This is a genomic window from Paraburkholderia sp. J41, from assembly GCF_905220235.1.
GTDB lineage: Bacteria > Pseudomonadota > Gammaproteobacteria > Burkholderiales > Burkholderiaceae > Paraburkholderia.
Genome location: NZ_CAJMZE010000001.1, coordinates 1 through 19,158 on the forward strand (window position 1 = coordinate 1; position 19,158 = coordinate 19,158).

17 protein-coding genes are annotated in these 19,158 nt (G+C 66.1%); 4 read left to right on the forward strand and 13 right to left on the reverse strand.

From position 1 onward, the window contains the following. Positions 1-761: 761 nt before the first annotated feature. Complete coding sequence (locus tag U5805_RS31735; RefSeq protein ID WP_415914512.1) at positions 762-983, forward strand: hypothetical protein; 222 nt, start codon at positions 762-764, stop codon at positions 981-983. A 777-nt stretch (positions 984-1,760) separates the two neighbouring features. On the opposite strand, the gene U5805_RS00010 is transcribed toward U5805_RS31735, so the two are convergent. The 10 genes from U5805_RS00010 to U5805_RS00055 form a co-directional block, all read right to left on the reverse strand. After that, complete coding sequence (locus U5805_RS00010) at positions 1,761-2,405, reverse strand: glutathione S-transferase (protein ID WP_322101373.1); 645 nt, start codon at positions 2,403-2,405, stop codon at positions 1,761-1,763. Positions 2,406-2,416: 11 nt separating this feature from the next. Then, positions 2,417-2,953 carry a chromate transporter gene (locus U5805_RS00015; RefSeq protein WP_322101374.1) on the reverse strand — a complete coding sequence of 179 codons (537 nt, stop codon included), beginning with the start codon at positions 2,951-2,953 and terminating at the stop codon, positions 2,417-2,419. Next, entirely contained in the window at positions 2,946-3,566 is a 621-nt protein-coding gene (locus U5805_RS00020; protein WP_322101375.1) for a chromate transporter, read from the reverse strand. Before U5805_RS00020 ends, U5805_RS00015 begins: the two co-directional genes overlap by 8 nt. After that, on the reverse strand, positions 3,563-5,104 hold the full coding sequence (locus U5805_RS00025) for a tripartite tricarboxylate transporter permease (protein WP_322101376.1): 1,542 nt from the start codon (positions 5,102-5,104) through the stop codon (positions 3,563-3,565). The genes U5805_RS00020 and U5805_RS00025 overlap by 4 nt, the downstream gene beginning before the upstream one ends. Positions 5,105-5,117: 13 nt before the next feature. After that, a complete protein-coding gene (locus tag U5805_RS00030; protein WP_322101377.1) occupies positions 5,118-5,765 on the reverse strand; it encodes a tripartite tricarboxylate transporter TctB family protein in 648 nt (215 codons plus the stop codon). A gap of 117 nt (positions 5,766-5,882) precedes the next feature. After that, positions 5,883-6,263 (reverse strand): VOC family protein, encoded by a 381-nt coding sequence (locus U5805_RS00035; protein ID WP_322101378.1) that lies wholly within the window; start codon positions 6,261-6,263, stop codon positions 5,883-5,885. A gap of 85 nt (positions 6,264-6,348) precedes the next feature. Beyond that, on the reverse strand, positions 6,349-7,344 hold the full coding sequence (locus U5805_RS00040) for a tripartite tricarboxylate transporter substrate binding protein (RefSeq protein WP_322101379.1): 996 nt from the start codon (positions 7,342-7,344) through the stop codon (positions 6,349-6,351). Between the two features lie 57 nt (positions 7,345-7,401). After that, the gene (locus tag U5805_RS00045; RefSeq protein WP_322101380.1) at positions 7,402-8,385 is read right to left on the reverse strand and encodes a PhnD/SsuA/transferrin family substrate-binding protein; all 984 of its coding nucleotides are present in this window, start codon (positions 8,383-8,385) and stop codon (positions 7,402-7,404) included. A 240-nt stretch (positions 8,386-8,625) separates the two neighbouring features. After that, positions 8,626-9,366 carry an FCD domain-containing protein gene (locus U5805_RS00050; RefSeq protein WP_322101381.1) on the reverse strand — a complete coding sequence of 247 codons (741 nt, stop codon included), beginning with the start codon at positions 9,364-9,366 and terminating at the stop codon, positions 8,626-8,628. Positions 9,367-9,562: 196 nt separating this feature from the next. Continuing rightward, positions 9,563-10,720, reverse strand: a complete 1,158-nt coding sequence (locus U5805_RS00055) for a porin (RefSeq protein ID WP_322101723.1) — start codon at positions 10,718-10,720, stop codon at positions 9,563-9,565. A 327-nt stretch (positions 10,721-11,047) separates the two neighbouring features. On the opposite strand from U5805_RS00055, the gene U5805_RS00060 reads away from it, so the two are divergent. After that, the gene (locus tag U5805_RS00060) at positions 11,048-12,316 is read left to right on the forward strand and encodes an Hsp70 family protein (protein WP_322101382.1); all 1,269 of its coding nucleotides are present in this window, start codon (positions 11,048-11,050) and stop codon (positions 12,314-12,316) included. 303 nt (positions 12,317-12,619) lie between these two features. Here U5805_RS00060 and U5805_RS00065 read toward each other — a convergent pair whose 3' ends face one another. Then, positions 12,620-13,375 carry a 3-oxoacyl-ACP reductase FabG gene (locus tag U5805_RS00065; RefSeq protein ID WP_322101383.1) on the reverse strand — a complete coding sequence of 252 codons (756 nt, stop codon included), beginning with the start codon at positions 13,373-13,375 and terminating at the stop codon, positions 12,620-12,622. Continuing rightward, positions 13,372-14,733, reverse strand: a complete 1,362-nt coding sequence (locus U5805_RS00070) for an MFS transporter (protein WP_322101384.1) — start codon at positions 14,731-14,733, stop codon at positions 13,372-13,374. The genes U5805_RS00065 and U5805_RS00070 overlap by 4 nt, the downstream gene beginning before the upstream one ends. A gap of 505 nt (positions 14,734-15,238) precedes the next feature. On the opposite strand from U5805_RS00070, the gene U5805_RS00075 reads away from it, so the two are divergent. After that, positions 15,239-15,961, forward strand: coding sequence for an FCD domain-containing protein (locus U5805_RS00075; RefSeq protein ID WP_322101385.1), 723 nt, complete (start codon positions 15,239-15,241; stop codon positions 15,959-15,961). A 98-nt stretch (positions 15,962-16,059) separates the two neighbouring features. Continuing rightward, positions 16,060-17,454 carry an MmgE/PrpD family protein gene (locus U5805_RS00080; protein WP_322101386.1) on the forward strand — a complete coding sequence of 465 codons (1,395 nt, stop codon included), beginning with the start codon at positions 16,060-16,062 and terminating at the stop codon, positions 17,452-17,454. 87 nt (positions 17,455-17,541) lie between these two features. On the opposite strand, the gene U5805_RS00085 is transcribed toward U5805_RS00080, so the two are convergent. After that, complete coding sequence (locus U5805_RS00085) at positions 17,542-18,867, reverse strand: MFS transporter (protein ID WP_322101387.1); 1,326 nt, start codon at positions 18,865-18,867, stop codon at positions 17,542-17,544. Positions 18,868-19,158: the final 291 nt, after the last annotated feature.

Sequence of the window (19,158 nt, forward strand, 5' to 3'; positions counted from 1 at the left end):
AATTACGTAGGATAACTAATTGAATGACAATGAAGATTAGCGCGGCTACGCCTGAGGTACTGGCATTCAGTGCGGAAGACGGCACGCCATGTCCAGTCACGGCAGATTTCGGTGCAAGTGGACTGGTATAAGTATTACATCTCAGATTCGTCTCAAAAGAGATAGGAATCGTCTGAATTTCCTTACGCCGTCGGATTTACGCCGTCCTGCTGTGGGCGCGTAAAGGCGGGCGAGTAAAAGATGGGGTTGAAGCAGGGCCTGGGCTGCCGGCGCGCGGCTGGTGTCACCGGAGGTTTCGTTCGACTTGGCGCTAACTTCGCTGAAAGCCCCTGCCGCCGCACTGGCGGCCCGATTGGGCGCACTGCGGGCGTGCCGCGCATCCTGATAGCGCGACCCGGATTGGCATGATTGGCTCGAGTCGCCGGGAGGGCCATCTCTGTCAGCCGGAGCTACCCACCTTCCCGATGTCATGCCGGACCTGTCAACATTGACAGATCAGGGTGTATTTCGGAGTTTGTTGGCGCTCTGTTTCAGCGTATGGATTTCAAACCGAGGCATCCGCCGGTAAGCGAACGGTCGGGTCAGCACGCCGAGCGCCAGCTTGACGGTGCGAAGCCAAACCGTACCCGCGCCGACAAGACATCGGGAAAAGACACGAAGCGGGCGCAACTCGACGCGCTGCTCATCTTCATCCGCTGCAGTGACACGCTGGCCGTGCGCTGGCACGACAGCGCGGTGCGAATCGCGGCCGCAGACCTGCGTTGTCCGGTGCGCAGCAAGTCACCGATACGCGGCGTCGCGCGGAGGCCGCTGGACGCAAGGCGCAGATCGCCAGCGATTACGGGATCAGCCGCGAAACGCTGTACCCGGGGCAGAACCGGCTTGCGGTCGACCGCGCGAACCTTGGGCGGATCGAGCGTATGTTGTTCACGCTGAAATGGCTTCGGGACCGTCGCTTCGGCGGCGCGGGTTCGCTGGAATGAACAAGGGGCGTTCTTCTATCGTCTTGGCGAGATACGGGACCGCTCGTACGAAAACCCGCGTCACCGCGCCGGTAGCGCTGTACCTGGCGGCGGCCGCGGTCACGCTCTGCAACACGTTCGATGTGGAACGTTCGGTCTGCGCGTTGCGGCAGCCTTCGGTCGATCTCGTGAAGCGCTTCACGGTGAGCCGCACGCCTCAAGGCGCTGTTCGTGCCGAGCCGCCAATGGCTCGTGGGCCGTTCTGCGCGCCGGCGCCCGCGCGTATCCGCCGTGAGTCTCGTCGACACGCGCGAGCGGCATGGCCGGCGCGCGTTGCTCCATGCGCACCGGCCGGCGGCTTGGCGAGGCTGCCGCAAACCGCGACGTGAATGCGTACTCCTGGGCGAACGTCGCGTATCGCGACGAAGAACAGGTGCATGCGCGCAACGCGATCCTTCAACGCAGTGCTCGACGCGCGGCGCATGCGCGCGAACCGGCTTCGGCATTTCAACACTTCGCTGCTGGGGCGGCTCGCGCGTTCACGCATTCACGCGCCGATCATCGGCGGTATATGAAGCCTATGGCGGACGCTACGGCGCACTTGCCGTAACGCTGATTCGCTCGATCGTGGCGGGGGCTTGGGGAACGGACTGACGGCGAAGCCTGCGTCTATACATTCGCCAGCGCGAAGTATCGGCGGCGGGATCGCGCGACGGATGAGCGACTTCGCAAGTGGGCGGAACACCATGGCTCGCGCTCGGGACGTCGCCGATTTCGCGTGACGACGGCCCCAACCCCTCACCCCCGCAACGCCTCGCCAAACGCCTCGCGCTCGCGCAATGCCGCGAGCCAGCGCGCGACATTCGGCATCTCCGCTTCGGCGGGCAGCAAGTCGGCGAAGCGCTCACCCAGGCCGTACCAGCGGTGCGCCGCCAGTCCCACGACAATATCGGCGAGCGTGAAGCGGCCGAGCGCAATGAACGGCTGCGCCGCGAGTTGCGCATCGAGCAAACGCAGAAGCCGCGCGGCCTCCGCGAACGACGCGTGAATCGCCGCCATGTTGCGCGCTTCGGGCGCCGTGCGCGTCAAGCCAAGAAATGCGACGCGCAGCGTGGCCCAAAGCGTGCCGAGCTGCCAGTCCATCCAGCGCTCGACGCTCGCGCGCTCGCCCGGAGCCGCGGGCAGAAGCGCCGCGCCCGCCGCGTGCGTGCCCGCGAGATAACGCAGGATCGTGTTCGATTCCCAAAGCGTGTTGCCGCCGTCGATCAGCGTCGGCACGAGACCGTTCGGGTTGAGCGCGCGATAGGCGGGCGTATCGATCACGCCGTATTCGAGGCCGGCGTCGATGCGCTCGTAATCGCGGCCTTCGGCGAGGCCGAGTTCGCCGAGACACCAGAGCACCTTCTGCACGTTGATCGAACTGCGTCTGCCATAGAGTTGCATTGCGCGCTCCTTTACGCGAAGCGGCCGGCCACGATATTGAGAAGGCCGGCGCAAAACAGCACGGCCAGGGGATTCGCCTTCGGCCGCGTCATGAACACCGCGAGCGCGCCCAGCGCGAGGCCCCATACGGCCCACGTCGCCGACGACGCGCGCAGCACCGTATACGAGCTCGACAGTATGAGGCCTGTGGCGATGGGCGCAAGCCCGCGTTCGGCAATGCGATGCCACGGATGCCGCTCGTGGCGCCGCCACACGAGCGTGGCCACGTACGCGAGCAGGGAAGACGGCACGAACAGCGCCAGCGAAGCGACCACGGCGCCGAGCCAGCCGCCCGCTCGCCAGCCGATCAGCGTGGTGAGCAGCGCGCCGGGGCCGGGCGCCGCGCGCGAGATCGCGAACAGATCGACGAACTGCGTTTGCGTGACCCAGCCGTGGATCGTCACGGCCTGCTGGTTGATTTCGGCGACGATGCTCTGCCCGCCGCCGATCGAAAGCAGCGAAAGCGGCGCAAACACCGCGATCAATTGCAGATAGAGGTTGTCACGCATCGCGTGCGCTCCTTGCCGCCAGCGCAAGCCCGGCCGCGCCCGCGACCACGGCTACCGGCACGAGCGGCCAGCGCAGAATGCCCACGGCCACGAACACCGCCACGATCAGCACGAGCGGCCAACGCTGCGTGGCCGTGGCCGTGCGCGCCGTGCGAAAGCCGACGGACGCCGTCATGCCGATCGCGCCCGCCGCCACGCCTTCGAGCAGCCGGTGGACCCACAACCATTGCGTGAACGCGTGAAAGACGCTCGCGAACAGCACGATCACGATCATCGGCGGCGCGAGCAGCGCCGTCACCGCCACCGTGCTGCCCGCCGCGCCGCGCATGCGGTAGCCCACGTAGATCGACAGATTCACGACGTTCGAGCCGGGCAGGATTTGCCCGAGCGTGAGCGCGCCGAGAAATTCGTCGTCGCTGAGCCACTGACGCTGGGCGACGACCTCGCGATAGATCCACGCCGAAAGCCCGCCGCCGAAGCTCGTGAGCCCCACGCGCGAGAACAGCACGAAAAGCTGCCAGAGCGAGACGCGCTGCGGCGGCCCGGACTGGCGCAGCGGCAACGGCGGCGGTTCCGGCGACGGCTTCGGCGGCGGCATCTCGCGCGTGCTCAATGGCGTTCCTCGGCGAGATGGTGTTCGGCGAGTTGCGCTTCGGTCTGCCGCATCAGCTTCGACGGACGGCGGCGGCTCCAGATCGAAGCGCCCACGCTGATCGCCGCGCAAGCGAGCAGCGCCGCCGAAATCGGGCTGCGCACGAACACGCCGGGGTCGCCGTTCGAAATCGTGAGCGCCTGGCGGAACGACTGTTCGAGCGTGTGGCCGAGAATCAGGCCGAACAGCAGCGGCGCCTTCGGAATGTCGAAGCGGCGGAACGCGTAACCGAGCATGCCGAAGCCGAGCGCCATGTACAGATCGAACGTGTCGCTGTTGAACGAGAACACGCCCGTGGACGCGATCACGAGAATCAGGCACAGCAGCACGCCGGGCGGCACGTACAGAATGCGCGACAGAATGCCGACGAGCGGCAGGTTCAGCACGAGCAGCATGATGTTGCCGACGTACATGCTCGCGATGAGCCCCCAGACGAGATCGGGCTGCGTGTGGAACAGCATCGGCCCCGGCTGGATGCCGTACATGATGAACGCGCCCATGATCACCGCCGTCGCGCCCGAGCCCGGCACGCCCAGCGCGAGCAAGTGTACGAAGGCGCCGCAGGTGTCGGCGTTGGTGGCCGCCTCGGGCGCGGCCACGCCTTCGATCGCGCCGTGGCCGAATTCCTCGGGATGTTTCGAAATTTTCTTTTCGAGCACGTACGAGAGCATGGCCGCGAGCGTGCCGCCGAGCCCCGGCGCCGCGCCGCACAGAAAGCCCACCGACGAGCCGCGCAGGATAGCCGGGCGCGCGCGCCTCCATTCCTCGCGCGTGAACCAGAGCTTGCCTTCCACCTTGACCGTATGCAGCGTGCCGCCGAGCGTGCCCTCGACCATGCGGCTCACCTCGGCGATGGCGAAAAGCCCCACCACCACCACGAGAAAGTTCACGCGGTCGAGCAGTTGCGTGAAGCCGAGCGTGAAGCGCGGCACGCCGCTTTGCAGGTCGATGCCGACGGTCGCCAGCCCGAGGCCCATGAACACCGCGATCATGCCCTTCGCGAGCGAGTCGCCCGTCAAGGCGCTCACCGTGGAAAGCGCGAAGCAGATCAGCGCGAAATACTCGGTGGGGCCGAAATGCAGCGCCACGGCGGCGAGCGGCGCGGCCACGAACGAAAGCGCCGTCACGCCGATCATGCCCGAGATGAACGAGCTGACCGCCGCGATCGCGAGCGTCGCCGCCGCCCGCCCCTTGCGCGCGAGCGGATAGCCGTCGAGCACCGTCATCACGGCGGCGGCGTCGCCGGGCGTGTTGAGCAGGATCGCCGTGACCGCGCCGCCGTACATGCAGCCGTAGTAGATGCCCGTGAGCATCATGAGCGCCGAGGTCGGGTCCATGCCGAACGTCACCGGAATCAGCAGCGCAATGCCCGCCGACGGTCCGATGCCCGGCAGATGACTGATCATCGTGCCGATGAACACGCCGATCAGCGTATAGAAGAGATGCATCGGCGTCGCGGCGATCGCGAGCCCGTGCAGAATGCCTTGCAGACTTTCCATGTTGCGACCGGCCTCAGAATGGAAGGATGCCGCGCGGCATCGGTACGTCGAGAAGCTGCGAGAACAGCAGATAGATCACCGTCGTGGCGACCACGGCAATCGCGAGATTCGTCTTGACGCGCTTGCGGTTGAAGTAGCTGAGCAGGCCCAGCAGGAACGCGGCGGTGGCGATCAGGTAGCCCACGCGCTCGAAGGCGAAGTAGTAAAGCGCGGTCCACAGCACCATGCCGATCAGCACCAGCGCGGGACGCTTGTGAGCGGGTTGCGCGGCGGCCGCTTCCGCTGCCGTCCCGGTTGCTTCGCTCGCGTCGATCGCGTCGCTCACGTTGATTGCGCCGCTTGCGCCCATTGCACCGTTCGGTCCGGTTGCACGGGCCACGGCGGGCGCCGCGTGCGGCGAAGCCTGTTGCGCCGCGGGCTGCGATGCCGCGCTGCGCGCCGGTTGAGGTTGACGCACGGCGTGACGCGTCCTGGCGCGCCCTTCGAGCAACAGCAGCAGCGCCGAAGCGATCAAACCGACGCCCACGAGCGCCGGAAACGCCTTTGGCCCGAGCGGATCGCTCAGCCGGACTTCGGGCAACTGCAAATCCATGTACAGATAAATGGCTGCACCGACGATCACGACGATCGCAAGCCAGACATCGCCTTTGACGCTTTTCATGTCTCCTCCAGTCCGGTCCTGGCCGGCGCGCGCGCTTGCGCCGCGCGCGCCGGCCGGTCGTGCATGCCGTGAGGTGGCGCGGGCCGCCGTTTTCGCCGGCGGCCCTGCCGCGCGGATTTACTTCTCGTTGTAGCGGCCCGGCTTCACGACTTCGGCGATGGTGCCGTCCGGCGCGCGGAACTTGAGCGCGCCTTCGCCCTTCGCCGAGAGGATTTCGCCGCCGAGTTCGCGGATCTTTGCGGCGGCGGCTTCCTGGTCGTCGACCGTCACGCCCCAGTGATGCAGACGCGGGCCGGCGCCGGCGAGCTGCGCTTCATGCGCGTCTTCGCTGTCGTACTTCATCAGCGTGAAGTCGATGTGGCCGTCGGTCATGTGGCGCGAGATGTGCTGACGGTTGCGACCCGTCTTCACTTCCGTGAAGCCGAAAACTTCCGTGTAAAAACGGGTGGCCGCCTCGAGGTCGTCGACTTTGACTGCGAGGTGAACGATGCGGGACATAGTGCTTCTCCAGGTCAATAGGTACTACGGGGTTGAAATCGTTGCGCGCCCGATGCGTCATGGCACCCGGGCGCATTGCGCGGCGCTACTTCGCGAGGCCGAGATCGCCCAGCAAGGTTTTCAGGCGCGTTTGCTCGCCTTGCAGGAACACGCGCGTCTGTGCGCTGTTCTTGTAGTCGGCGGTCCAGAGATTGCGTTTGACGGCCACGGCCCACTCCGGCGACGACGTGGCTTTTTGCAGCACGTTGTCCCACCAGGCGATCTGTTCCGGCGTCATGTTTTTCGGCCCCACGAGCACGCGCCAGGTGCTGAAGTCGACGTTGACGCCCTGCTCCTTCCACGTCGGCACGTTGGCGAGCGCGCCCTGTTCGCGCTGCGCGCCGGGAATGCCGATCAGGCGCACGCGCCCCGCCTGGCTCGGCCCGAGCACCACGCCCGCGGGCGTGGCGGCCGCCGTGACGTGGCCGCCCATGAGCGCCGTGACGGCCTCGCCTCCCGAATCGAAGAACACGATCTTGAGCTTTTTCGGGTCCTGGCCCGCGCCCTTGATGACGAGCGCGGCGGCGTCGTGGCTTTGTCCGCCGGGCGAGCTGGACACGCCCATCGTCACGCTCGACGGATCTTTCTTGAGCATCTGCACGAAGTCCGCGCCGTTCTTGATCGGCGAATTGCCGGGCACCGAGAACACCACCTGCTCGGTCACGAACACGGCGAGCGGCGTGACGTCGTCGAGACCGGTCGTGCTCAGGCCCGTGATGCGGTTCGTAATGAGCGGCAGCGCCTGCACCGTCACGTATTCGCCGTTGCCCGCATGCGAGTTGATGTACGCGACGCTCACCGTGCCGCCGCCGCCCGGCCGGTTGAGCACCGTCACCGGCTTGCTGGACAGCTTTTCCTGCGTGATGACGCTTTGCAGCGTGCGCGCGACGAGATCGAGTCCGCCGCCGGGTGCGCTCGGCACGACGATTTCCACGGGCCGGCGCGGTTGCCAGGCGTCCGCGGCGCGGCTGGTCGCCGGCTGCGCGACGAATAACGCCGCGCAGGCGCCCGTCATCAACGTTAAAGCTCGCCTCCTTCTCATGCCTCTGTCTCCTGTATTGCGGGTTGCTGTTCTTGTCGGGCGTCGGGTCCGGCGCCGCTAGAAGCGGAATCGGTCCAGCGTGCTGGCCGCGAAAAGCGCCTCGATGGGCACCTCGCCGTCGATCAGCCCGTCGTGTTTCGCGTAGCGCTGCAAGGCGTCGAGATCGGCGCGATTCTCGGCCACGCCGTAGCGCCAGAAGTCCTGGCCCATGATGGCGCGCACGCGCTCGATTTCCGCGGGCAGCCACGGGTGCATCGCGCGCAGCGTGTCCATGATCGTGAGTTCGCCGAGCGCGATGTCGCGCGACTTGCAGAACGCCGCGTAGACGTTCACCGGCAGCCACGGATGCTGCTCGACGAGCGCGCGCCGGATGCCCACGACATGCATCAGCGGAAAGAGACCGGTCTTGGCGAACCAGGCTTCCTCGGCCGCGCGGTATTCGGGAAAGAGCCGCCGCACCTGCGCGTTGCGACCGAAGCACGAAGGCGGCTTGGGCGCGATCACGGCGTCGATTTCGCCCGCGTCGAGCAACGCGGCCAGCGTTTCGTTCGCGCCGATCGGCTGCACCTGAATGCCGGGCGCGAGTTCGTACGGCACGCGCGCCTCGCGGCCGCTTTGTTCGAGGCCGCCCGTCACCCATTGCACGTCGCGGCTCGTGATGCCGTACTCGTCGTGCAACATGCCGCGCACCCAGATACCCGCCGTCTGCTGAAAATCGGGCACGCCCACCTTGCGCCCTTTCAGCGCCTGCGGCGAGTCGATGCCGCAATCGTCGCGCACGTAAATGGCCGAATGACGGAACGAGCGCGAAAGAAACACGGGAATGGCCACATAGCGGCTTTGCCCGCGCGCCGTCGTCATCAGGTGCGTGCCCAGCGAGAGTTCGGAGATGTCGAACTCGCCGTGCCGGAAGGCGCGCTGGAACAGCTCCTCGGCCGGTCCATGAACGAAGTTGATCGAGCATCCTTCCACGGCGGCCTTGCCGTCGACCAGCGCCCTGGTGCGGTCCGTGAGCTGACAGGCGAGCGAAAGTTCGAGCATACGAATGAAAGTCGGGTAACGGTGGCTGAAAACTGCTGCCGGCATCGTGCAAGCGCAGGGTATCGTTAGTACATCAAATTAATATCGGTTAGCATTCCGTAATAACGGAATTGCGACCGGACGCATCAATACGTCCGGCAAATCAGGTGTTTTCCTCGATGTCGCGGCCCGCCATGCGGTTGCTGCCTCAGGCGGCGCGGGCCACGCCTGCCGCCTGCTTGCTGCTTTATTACTTCATGCTCAAGCTATCTTGTCGTCCAGCTCCTCGTGATCCGCGTCCTCGGGGCTGTTCTTCGCCATTTCGTCGAGCGACTTGAGCATGCGCTCCTTGCCCTTCGACACGTGGCTGAAGCTCGTTTCGTAGCTCTGCGCGGCGTCGTGCGCCTTGAGCGCGGCGACGATCTCGCGATGCTCTTCGTTCGAGGTGAGCAGCGCGCCGCGCTGAACCATGCCGTGTACGCGGAACAGATGAAACTCCTTGACGAAGCCGCGATACAGCCGGATGAGCCGCGAATTGCCGGTGCAGCGCACGATGTAATCGTGGAACTCCAGGTTGAGCGGGTCGAAGCGCGAAAAGTCGCCCTGCTCCGCCGCGCTCTGCATCTGGTCGACGTAGCTGTCGAGCTGCGCCGCCATTTCCGCGGTAAGAACGGGCGCGAGCAGCGAAGCCGCGAGCGCCGTCAAACCCGCGCGCAGATCGTAGACTTCGATGGCGTCGTCGCGCGTGACCTTCTTGATGAACACGCCGCGATTCGGCACGAGGTACACGAGGCCCAGCTCGGCCAGCGCGCGGCACGCCTCGCGCACGGGACCGCGGCTCACGGACAGTTTGTCCGCGACCGCTTTCTCGTTCAGCCGTTTGCCGGGCGCAAGCTCGCCGCTCAATATCATCCGTTCGATCTCGTGTTGAACCACGCCGGTCAAGGTGTGGGCGCGGAACTCGGCGAGAGAGACGGTGGTCGGGTTGTGATCGGTTTCCATGAAAAGCAGTCTAGGTTTCTGCGTGCAAACTGTCAACACTTTACTTTTTTCTCTTCACCGATCGTCCGGCCTTGCGCGATCAGCCTCGCGGCGCGCCCTCGACCTGACACTTCCTTACTGACGGCGCCGCCTGTTTTCTGTCAACAGCCCGCCATTTTCCCGCCAGCGGGCCGACCGCTTTTCGCCGGACTCGCGCTCAGAACCGGTGCCGCATGCCGATGCGGAACGCGAGCTGATTCTGAGCATCGCTGCCCGAATTGCCGAAGTAACTCGTCGACTTGCCGATCATCGCCTGCACCGGCACGCCGTCGTTGTCGCCCGACGCCTTCTGGTAGATCGCGAGCGCGTAGACGCTCGTGCGCTTGCTCAGCGAATACTCGATGCTGCTGTTGAACTGGTTCCACGTTCCGCTTTCGGAGCCGCGCACCTGCGTGCGCGTATAGCCGAGCGCGCCCACCAGCGCCGGCGTGATGTGATACGTGAAACCGCCTTCGTAGATGTTGAGCGTCGCCGCGCTGTGATCGATGTTCTCCAGACGCGTGTTGGTCCAGAGCGCATAGACGAGCGTGCGCTCGAAGCGGTACTTCGCGCCGATGCCGAGCGTGCGCAAGTCGCGCTCGCCGAGCGGATCGAGATTCGCGAGCGTGAGCTTCAGCGCCGGCACTTCCTGAAGCGGATACGTGATGTCCGTATAGGCGAACGCCATGCTGAACGGACCGTGGTTGTAATCGAAGCCGAAGCTATATGTGCGCGACGAACCGTTCTTGCCGCCCACGCCGTCCGAGCCGCCGAACTCGCCCGCCTGATTCGAGAATCCGTACATCGCGCCGAAACGGAAACCGTACATGCGCGCGCTGTCGAATTTCACCGAGTTGTTGATCCGCACCGAAGTCAGCAGGTCGAGCGTGTCGATGTGATACATGTACGCGTCGCCGGCGGTGAGGCCGCCCGTCGCGTAACGGTTCAAATAGTCGTGCGAGAACGGATACTGGCGCCCCAGCGTGAACGTGCCCGCGCCGCTTTTCGACACGCCGACGAAGGCCTGGCGGCCGAACAGCGCGCCGCCCTGGCTCAGCGTGCCGTCGCCGAGACCGAAGCCGTTTTCCAGTGTGAAGATGGCTTTGTAGCCGCCGCCCAGGTCTTCCGCACCCTTGAAACCGATGCGATTGCCGCCGTTGATGCCGTCGTCGAACTTCACGAGGCTATGACTGCCGCCGCTCGGCGTGGCCGCGTTGTTCACGTAGCTGATGCCTGCGTCGACCAAACCGTACAACGTCACGCTGCTCTGCGCGTGCGCCGCGCCGGCCATCGAGCCGAGTGCGGCAAGGCACAACGCCTTGCGGGTCTGCTTCATGGTCACTGCATTCACTTCGGTCTCCTTAATTTCTAGTCAGATTGGCAAGGACACCGCGCCGCCGTTCTCGCCTGAGAACCGGTTGCGCTTTGCTTGTGTGCGCTCGTACTCGCTCGCATCCGCTCGTACTTGCTCGTGGGCGGCGTCATGCACGAGGCTCGCCTCGCGCCGCATGCGCCGTTGTCTCCTCCGCTGCCCAGCCGTCACACCCGCCTGTTTCGCGGGAAAGCGTCACGCCGTTCAGCTTGCGTCGAAGTGTCTATCGTCTTATGCTAACTGTCAACACTTTTTCAATGTTGGCGTTTACCCCTAACAGAACGCTTTCCCATGAGTTATTGCGCCATTGATTTCGGCACTTCCAATTCCGCCATCGTCTTGCCGCACGCCGAAGGCATGCGGCTCGCCACCGTCGAAAACGGCCGGCGCACGCTGCCCACCGCCGTGTTCTTCAACGCCGACGAGCACACGCAAAGCTACGGCCGCGCCGCGCTCGCGGCGTATATCGAAGGCCATCACGGGCGCCTGATGCGCTCGATCAAGAGCATCCTCGGGTCGGCGCTCGCGCAAACGAGCACCGACATGGGCAACGGCAGCGCGATCCGCTACACGGACGTCATCGCGCTCTTTCTCGCGCATCTGAAGCGCCGCGCCGAGGCCGAGGGAAGTACGCCGCTGCTGCGCGCCGTGCTCGGCCGTCCGGTGTTTTTCGTCGACGACGACCCGCGCGCCGACGCGCAAGCCGAGCAGCAGTTCGCCGATGCCGCGCGCGCCGTCGGCTTTCGCGAGATCGTCTTCCAGTACGAACCGATCGCCGCCGCGTTCGACTACGAGGCGCGTCTCGCCGACGAACAACGCGTGCTCGTCGCCGACATCGGCGGCGGCACCTCGGACTTTTCGCTCGTGCGCGTGGGCCCCCGGCGCCGGGCGCGCGCGGCCCGGCGCGACGACGTGCTCGCGCATCACGGCGTACACGTAGCCGGCACCGACTTCGACCGGCGCGTGGCGCTCGCGGCGATCCAGCCCGCGCTCGGCTACCGCTCCATCGACACGCAGGGGCGCGAGATGCCGAGCCGTCTCTACTTCGACCTAGCAACATGGCACCTCGTGAACACCGTCTACACGCCGCGGCGCGCGGCCGAATTGCGGCTCATGCGCCATCTCTTTCGCGATCCGGCGCACCATGCGCGCGCGATGCGCGTGGTCGAACACCGGCTCGGTCACGCGCTGCTCGCGCAGGCCGAGCAAGCGAAGATCGCGGTATCGGCGGGCGGAACCACGCGCATCGGTCTCGATGCGGTAGAACCCGGCCTGCACGCGGATTTCGACGCGCCCGCGCTCGTCGACGCATCGCGCGACGACACGGCGCGCATCGTCGAAGCCGCGCGCGACACCGCGCGGCTCGCGGGCGTGCGCGAGGAAACGATATCGGCGCTCTACTTCACCGGCGGCTCGACCGGCCTCGAACATCTCACCGGCGCGATCGCGCGCGCGTTTCCCCACGCGCACGCCGTATTCGGGGACCGGCTCGCGAGCGTGGCAACCGGACTCGGCATACATGCGCGCCGCGTGTTCGGAGAAGCCGGCGGCGATGCGTGAGGCCGGGCATCACAACTTGCGGCGAATCGCGACACGCGCGAAGGCACGGTGGTTGTTCGACGGATCGCCGGGACCGCGGAGACCGCCGATCGTCGCAAATGCCGTGGAGCGTCGCGCTGTCCCGCGCCTGCGCCGTCGCGGCGAACACGCCCGGTTCGGGCAAGATCCACAGCGTTTTTTTCATCCGTGTCTCCATGGCGAGCGGAATGTCCCATCCACCTTCCATTTGTTCGTATAGCTAACTAATTGTTCGAGGCGGCGGTACGAGCGCGGCGCGCGAGGCGAGCCGCCTGCCTCGCCGCGTCAGCCGAGGAACGCGCCTCCGTTCGCGTGAATGACCTGCCCCGTCACGAAGCGCGCCGTCTCGCCGCACAAAAAGCCGACCAGTGCCGCCACTTCCTCGGGATGGCCGCGACGGCCCACGAGCGTCGTGCGATGCGCATGATGCGCGGGCTCGCGCGCGCCGGCCGAGCCGCCGCGCTGCGTGTCGATCAGGCCCGGCACCACGCAGTTCACGGTGATGCCGTCGGGCGCGAGATCGTGCGCGAGCGCGCGCGTAAGCCCGACTAGCCCGGCCTTCGCGGCGATCACGTGCGCGCGCCCGCTCGAACCCGCATGCGCCGACATGCCGCCGATATTGACGATCGCGCCCGCGCCCGCCGCGCGCAAATGCGGCAGCGCCGCGCGCGAGCACAAATACGCGCCGTCCAGAATCACGGCCATCACTTCGCGCCACTGCGTCCAGTCGAGTTCGTCGAACGGCACTTCGCGGCGCAGCGCCGCATTGTTCACGAGCAGGTCGATGCGGCCGAAGCGCTCCACGGCCGCGTCCATCAGCGCCTGCGCGCCTTCCGGCGTGCTCACGTCGGCGAGTTCGACGGCCGCGCGGCCGCCCGCCGCCTCGATCTCGCGCACCACGCTCGCGGCTTCTTCATGCGAGCTGCGCGCGTTGACCACGACGGCCGCGCCCGCGCGCGCGAGTTCGAGCGCGATCGCCCTTCCGATATTGCGCGCGGCGCCCGTGACCACGGCGACGCGCTGCCCCGATCCTGCATTCATGAATGTGCTCCCAGAGTTTCGGTACGAGTGGCGGAATTCGGCGTCGCCTGGAGCGGCCGGTCGGGCCGAATCCAGAACGCGAGCGCGATGCCCGCGACCAGCAGCCCCATCGACATGATGAACGGCAGGCGATAGCTGCCGGTCAGGTCGCTGACGAGGCCGAACGCGAGCGGCGAAACGATCGCGGCAAGTCCCGCCGCCGTGCTCACGAAACCGCTCGCCACGCCCGCGAAGGCCGGCGCGATATCCATCGGCACGGCCCAGATCGGGCCTTCGGTCGATTCGAGGCAGAACAGCGCCGCGGCGAGACATACCGCGATCACGCCGGGATTGCGCACGAAGAACACGGCCGAGATGAACACGAGCGAGCCGAGAAAACCGGCGACGATCACGTTGCGGCGCGCGCGATTGAGGTTGCCGGTGCGGCGATAGATGGCGTCGGTGAGCACGCCGCCCGCCGTGTCGCCGATCACGCCGGCGAGGAACACGCCCGAGGTGAACAGCGCCGAATGCTTGAGCGCGATGCCGTATTCGCCGACGAAAAAGCTCGGCAGCCAGCTCAGATACAACCAGAGCGTCCACGCATGGCAAAAGAACACCAGCGTGACCGGCATGATGCGGCGCATGAGCGGCCACCACGGCACCGGCGTGCGATGGCGCGGCCCCGCGTACGGCGGCAGCGCGGCGATCTGCGCGGGCGTCACGCCCTCGTGCGTGCGCGGATCGTCGCGGAAATAGCGCCACCACACGGCGACCCATACGAGGCTCACGCAGCCGAGCGCGACGAACGCGCCGCGCCAACCCAGCAGCGGAATCAACGCGACGACGAGCGGCGGCGTGATCGCGGCGGCCGCGCGCGCCGACGAATGCGTGAAGCCTTGCGCGAAGCCGCGCTGCGCGCTCGGCACCCAGTTGGTCATGGCGCGCGTGGCATTGGGGATCGTGCCCGCTTCGCCGAGGCCCACGCACATGCGCGCGAACACGAGCGAGCCGAGGCCGCCGATCATGCCCGTCGCGATCGTGCCGATGCCCCACAGCAGGCCCGAAATCGCAAGCATGCGGCGCGGACCGATGCGATCGCCGAGATATCCGTTGACGATCTGGAACGTGGCGTAGCAATAGCCGAACGCCGAAAGCGCGACGCCGAGACTCGTGTTGCTCAAGTGCAGCGTTTGCTTGAGCACGGGCGCCGCGATCGAGAGATTCACACGATCGATGTACTCGATGAAGTACATCATGCACAGCAGCATGAACACGCGGCCGGGCGCGCCCCGAAAGAGAGACGCCTTCATCGTGCTGCGCTCCTGCCCGAGCGGGGCTTGCGATTGCGAATGCTTCGGATACTGCGGATACGACACTGCATGGCCTGTCTCCGTGTAGCGAATTCTTGATGCCGATGCGCGCGGCTTTGCGCTTTTATCGCGCTTCTATTTGCATTCAGTGGCAGTCAGTCGCACTTCAATTGCACAGCTTCGTGGGCGGCAAGCCCGCGAGATAGCTCGTCGAAACAAGCGTGACGGCAAGCGGATACGATCGGATACGAGTGGAACGCAGCGGCGCATGGCGCGACGCGGAATCGCTTTGCTTAGTTGTCCCAATCTCCTGAAATGCCTTGGGGACATGAGCGCTTTCGCACGCCGTTCTCGCCAACGTCGCACCGCCGCATGCCCATTCCCTATCAATGTGCGCACGGCGTTCTTGGCCACCCAGATTGCATTACGAATATTGTCGACAATGTTATCGCCTCGCCGACTCACGCCTTGAATTCCAATCTGGAGATGAGTATATTGTCGACAATAGTCAATGCGCAAGCATTCCGGTAAAATTTCTTCCGTCTTTTCCACTCTACGGACCCCGCCCGTCATGCAACGCGCCGCGAACTCGCTTGAACTGCTCCGCTCCGTCACCTTGTCGGGTCTTGTCCAGGAGGAAATCCTGCGTCGCATCAAGACCGGCGAGTTGCAGGCCGGCATGAAGCTCAACGAAATGGATCTCGCCGATCATCTCAAGATCAGCCGCAGCCCGGTGCGCGAGGCGTTTCGGGCGCTGGAGGAAGCGGGACTCGTCTGGCTGGAAAAGAACCGTGGCGTGTACATCCGCGAGATTTCGGAGGCCGAGGCGGCGGAGCTTTATGAAGTGCGCGCGGGCCTCGACGAAATGGCGGGCCGCCGTCTCGCGCCCGTCATCGCCGACGCGGAACTCGACGAACTGCGCGGCATGCTCGATCAGCTCGAAGCCAGCTCGAAGGAAGGCGAGCTGAACGATTACTTCACGCTGAACATCGCGTTCCACGACCGGCTCGTCGAACTGGCCGGCAACGCGACGATGCTCGCGCTCTATCGTCAGGTCATCAATCGCATGCATTTGCTGCGCCGGCGCGGATTTTCGCTCTCGGGCAGCTCGCGCGCCTCGCACGACGAACATCGCAAGATTCTCGAAGCCCTCGCCTCGCGCGACCCCGAAGCCGTCGCGCGCACGATGCGCGAGCACGTCGAATCGGGTTATCGCCGCGCCCGCACGGCGGGCGCGCAGGAAGGCACCGATCTCGTCAACAGCGCGCCCGAGCGCAGCGGGCAGCCGCGCTGAGGCTCGCCTCGCGCGCGCGTTGCCGTGCAGGCAAGCGCGCGGGAGGCCCGCGTCCCGGACCGATCTTTTCGTAGCACCCGACTGGAGCGAGACACCTGATGAACACGAGTCACCCCGAATCAACCGTTAGTATTGCTGATCAAATCGGCGACTGGATCGCGACGCTCGCCGCCGCCGGCAACGCGGGCCTCCCCCCCGCCGCCGCGGACACCGCGCGCCTGTTGCTGCTCGACGTGACGGGCCTGTGCATCGCGGGGCGCCGCGAGCCGTATATCGACGCCACGCTCGCCGCCACCGACCGCGACGGTCGCTGCACCGCGCTCGGCCACACGGGCGGCTTCAACGCGTTCGAAGCGGCGCTCGTCAACGGCACGGCCGCGCACGGCGAAGATTACGACGACACCTTCGAAGGCGGCCCCGTGCATTCGGGCGCCGTGGTCGTGCCCGCCGTGCTTGCCGCATGCGAGCGCGAAGGACTTGGCGGCGAGGCGTTGCTGCGCGGCATCGTCGCGGGCGCGGAACTGATGTGCCGCTTGAGCCTCGTGGCGCCGCGCGCGATCCACTCCGCGGGCTTCCATCCCACGGCCGTGATCGGCGCGCTCGCCGCCGCGGCCGGCGTATCGGCGGCGCTGCGGCTCGATGCGCGCGCGGCCACGTCGGCGCTCGGCATCGCGGGCAGCATGGCTTCCGGCATCATCGAATATCTGGCCGAAGGCACTTCCACGAAACGCATGCACGCGGGCTGGGCCGCGCAGTCGGGCATCCGCGCGGCGCTGATGGCGCGCGGCGGCTTCGACGGCCCGCGCACCGTGCTCGAAGGCAAGCACGGCTTCTTCAAGGCGTTCGCGCCCTCGCGCGCGCCCGACTTCGCGCCGGTGCTCGACGGCCTCGGCACGCGCTGGATCATGGAGACGATCGCGTTCAAACCCTACGCATGCGGAACCATGACGCAGCCGTATATCGACTGCGCAATCGCGCTCGCCGAACGCGGCGTGCAGGCCGCGCAGATTCGCGAGATCGTCTGCGACGTGGGCGAAGGCACCGTGCATCGGCTTTGGGAAGAACTCGCGGTGAAGCATCGTCCGCCTACGGCGTATGCGGCGAAGTTCAGCACGCCGTTCTGCATGGCCGTGGGTTTCTTCGACCGCAAGGCGGGCTTCGAGCAGTTCACCGAAGCGCGCATTCGCGACGCGCAAGTGCTCGCGCTCGCCGCGAAAATCCGCTATCGCATCGACCCGGAAAACGCGTATCCGAACAATTTCACGGGCCATCTGCGCGCGACGCTCGCGGACGGCAGCGTAATCGAAATCCGCCAGCCGCATATGCGCGGCGGCGCGCACGAACCGCTGTCGAAAGACGAGTTGAGCGCGAAGTTTTTCGACAACGTGCGCTACGGCGGCTGGGACGCCGCGCAAGCCGAAGCCGCGCGCGCCTGGTGCGAGCGGGCTTTCGACGAGCGAGCGTTCGCGAGCCTCGCGCAGTTCCGGCAATAAACGCATGACGATGAACCGCTGCCTTCGGGCGGCGGGTTTTTAGGCTTCCTGCGCGAAAGCCGGCAGGTTCGCGCGATTTATTTCGGATTACGAAACGTCCATTTGAGGCGCGAGTGCGCCGGACGGTTGCAACGATTCGGCGCCATCCGTTTTCGGCTCTCCGAGATACGGACGATCGGGGCGAATCCAGTGCGCGGCAATCGGGCCAAGCACGAGAAAGAAGATCGAGAGCGCGAACACGGGCTGCCACGAATGCATGGCGTCGACGAGAAAACCCACGAGCGGCGGCGACACCGAAGCCGCGAGACCGAGCCCCGTGTTCATGATGCTGCTCGAAGTGGCCGCGTGATTCGGCGCGAGGTCCATGGCGACGGCCCATAGCGGCGCGGTCACGAGTTCGGAGAGAAACAGCGCGGCCGCCAGCGAAAAGCCCGCGGCCGTGGCCGAGGGATGCAGGAACATCGGCACGAAGAAGAGGATCGGGGCGAGAAACCCCACGGTGATGACGGTCTGCCGCGCGCGGCGGATATTGCCCGTGCGCTTGAGCAGCCAGTCGCTCAACGAACCGCCCAACGTGGTGCCCACCACGCCGCTCAGAAAAATGCCCGAGCTGAAGATGGCGGAATGGCGGATGTTGAGGTGATACGCCTGCGCGAAAAACGACGGCATCCAGTTGAGGAAGAACCACAGAATCCAGCCGTGGCAGAAGCTCACGACGGTGGCGGGCCAGAGCGCGCGCAGCAGCGGTTTCCAGCGCATCGGCACGCGTTGGCGGCCCACTTTCGCGGGCAGACGCGCGATTTCCGCGGGCGTGATGGAAGGGTGATCGGCGGGGTCGTCGCGGTAATACCAGACCCATAGCGCGACCCAGGCGAGACTGGCGAAGCCGAGTATCACGAACGCCGCGTGCCACGAAAAGGCGCCGATGAGCGCGGCGACGAGAATGGGCGTGGACGCGTTGCCGAGCCGCGCGCAGGCGTGCGTGATGCCTTGCGCGAAGCCGCGCTGGTCGGGTTTCATCCATGCGGCGAGCGCGCGCGCGGAAGCGGGCACGATGGGACTTTCGCCGAGCCCGACCACGAAGCGTGCGAGCAGCAGCGTGACGAATCCGCCGGCGAGTCCCGTGAGCAGGGTGCCGACGCCCCAGAGCACGCCGCAGATCGCGAGCATCTTGCGCGCGCCGAGCCGGTCGCCGATGAAGCCGCCGGGGATCATGGCGAAGGCGTAAGTGAGCGCGAACGCGGAAAACACGAGGCCGAGCTGAACGTTGCTGAGCGCGAGGTCGTGCCGGATCGCGAGGGCGGCGGTGGAGATGTTCGTGCGGTCCACGTACATCAGGAACGACATGATGCAGAGCACGACCAGGACGCCGTTGGTGGCGCTCAATCGTCTCGTGGGGCGAGTCGATGCCATCTTTGTCTCCTGTCGGTTGGAGTTGGCGCTTTAGCGCTTACTCCAACCCCATGCAAAGCTGTCGGCGGGAGTTAGCGCTTTAGCGCTTACTCCCGCCCCATGCAAAGCTGTCGGCTGGAGTTGGCGCTTTAGCGCTTACTCCAGCCCCATGCAAGGCTGTCGGCGAGAGTTGGCGCTTTAGCGCTTACTCCAGCCCCATGCAAGGCTGTCGGCTGGAGTTAGCGCTTTAGCGCTTACTCCAACCCCATGCAAGGCCGTCGGCGAGCGTTAGCGCTTCAGCATCTATCCGCG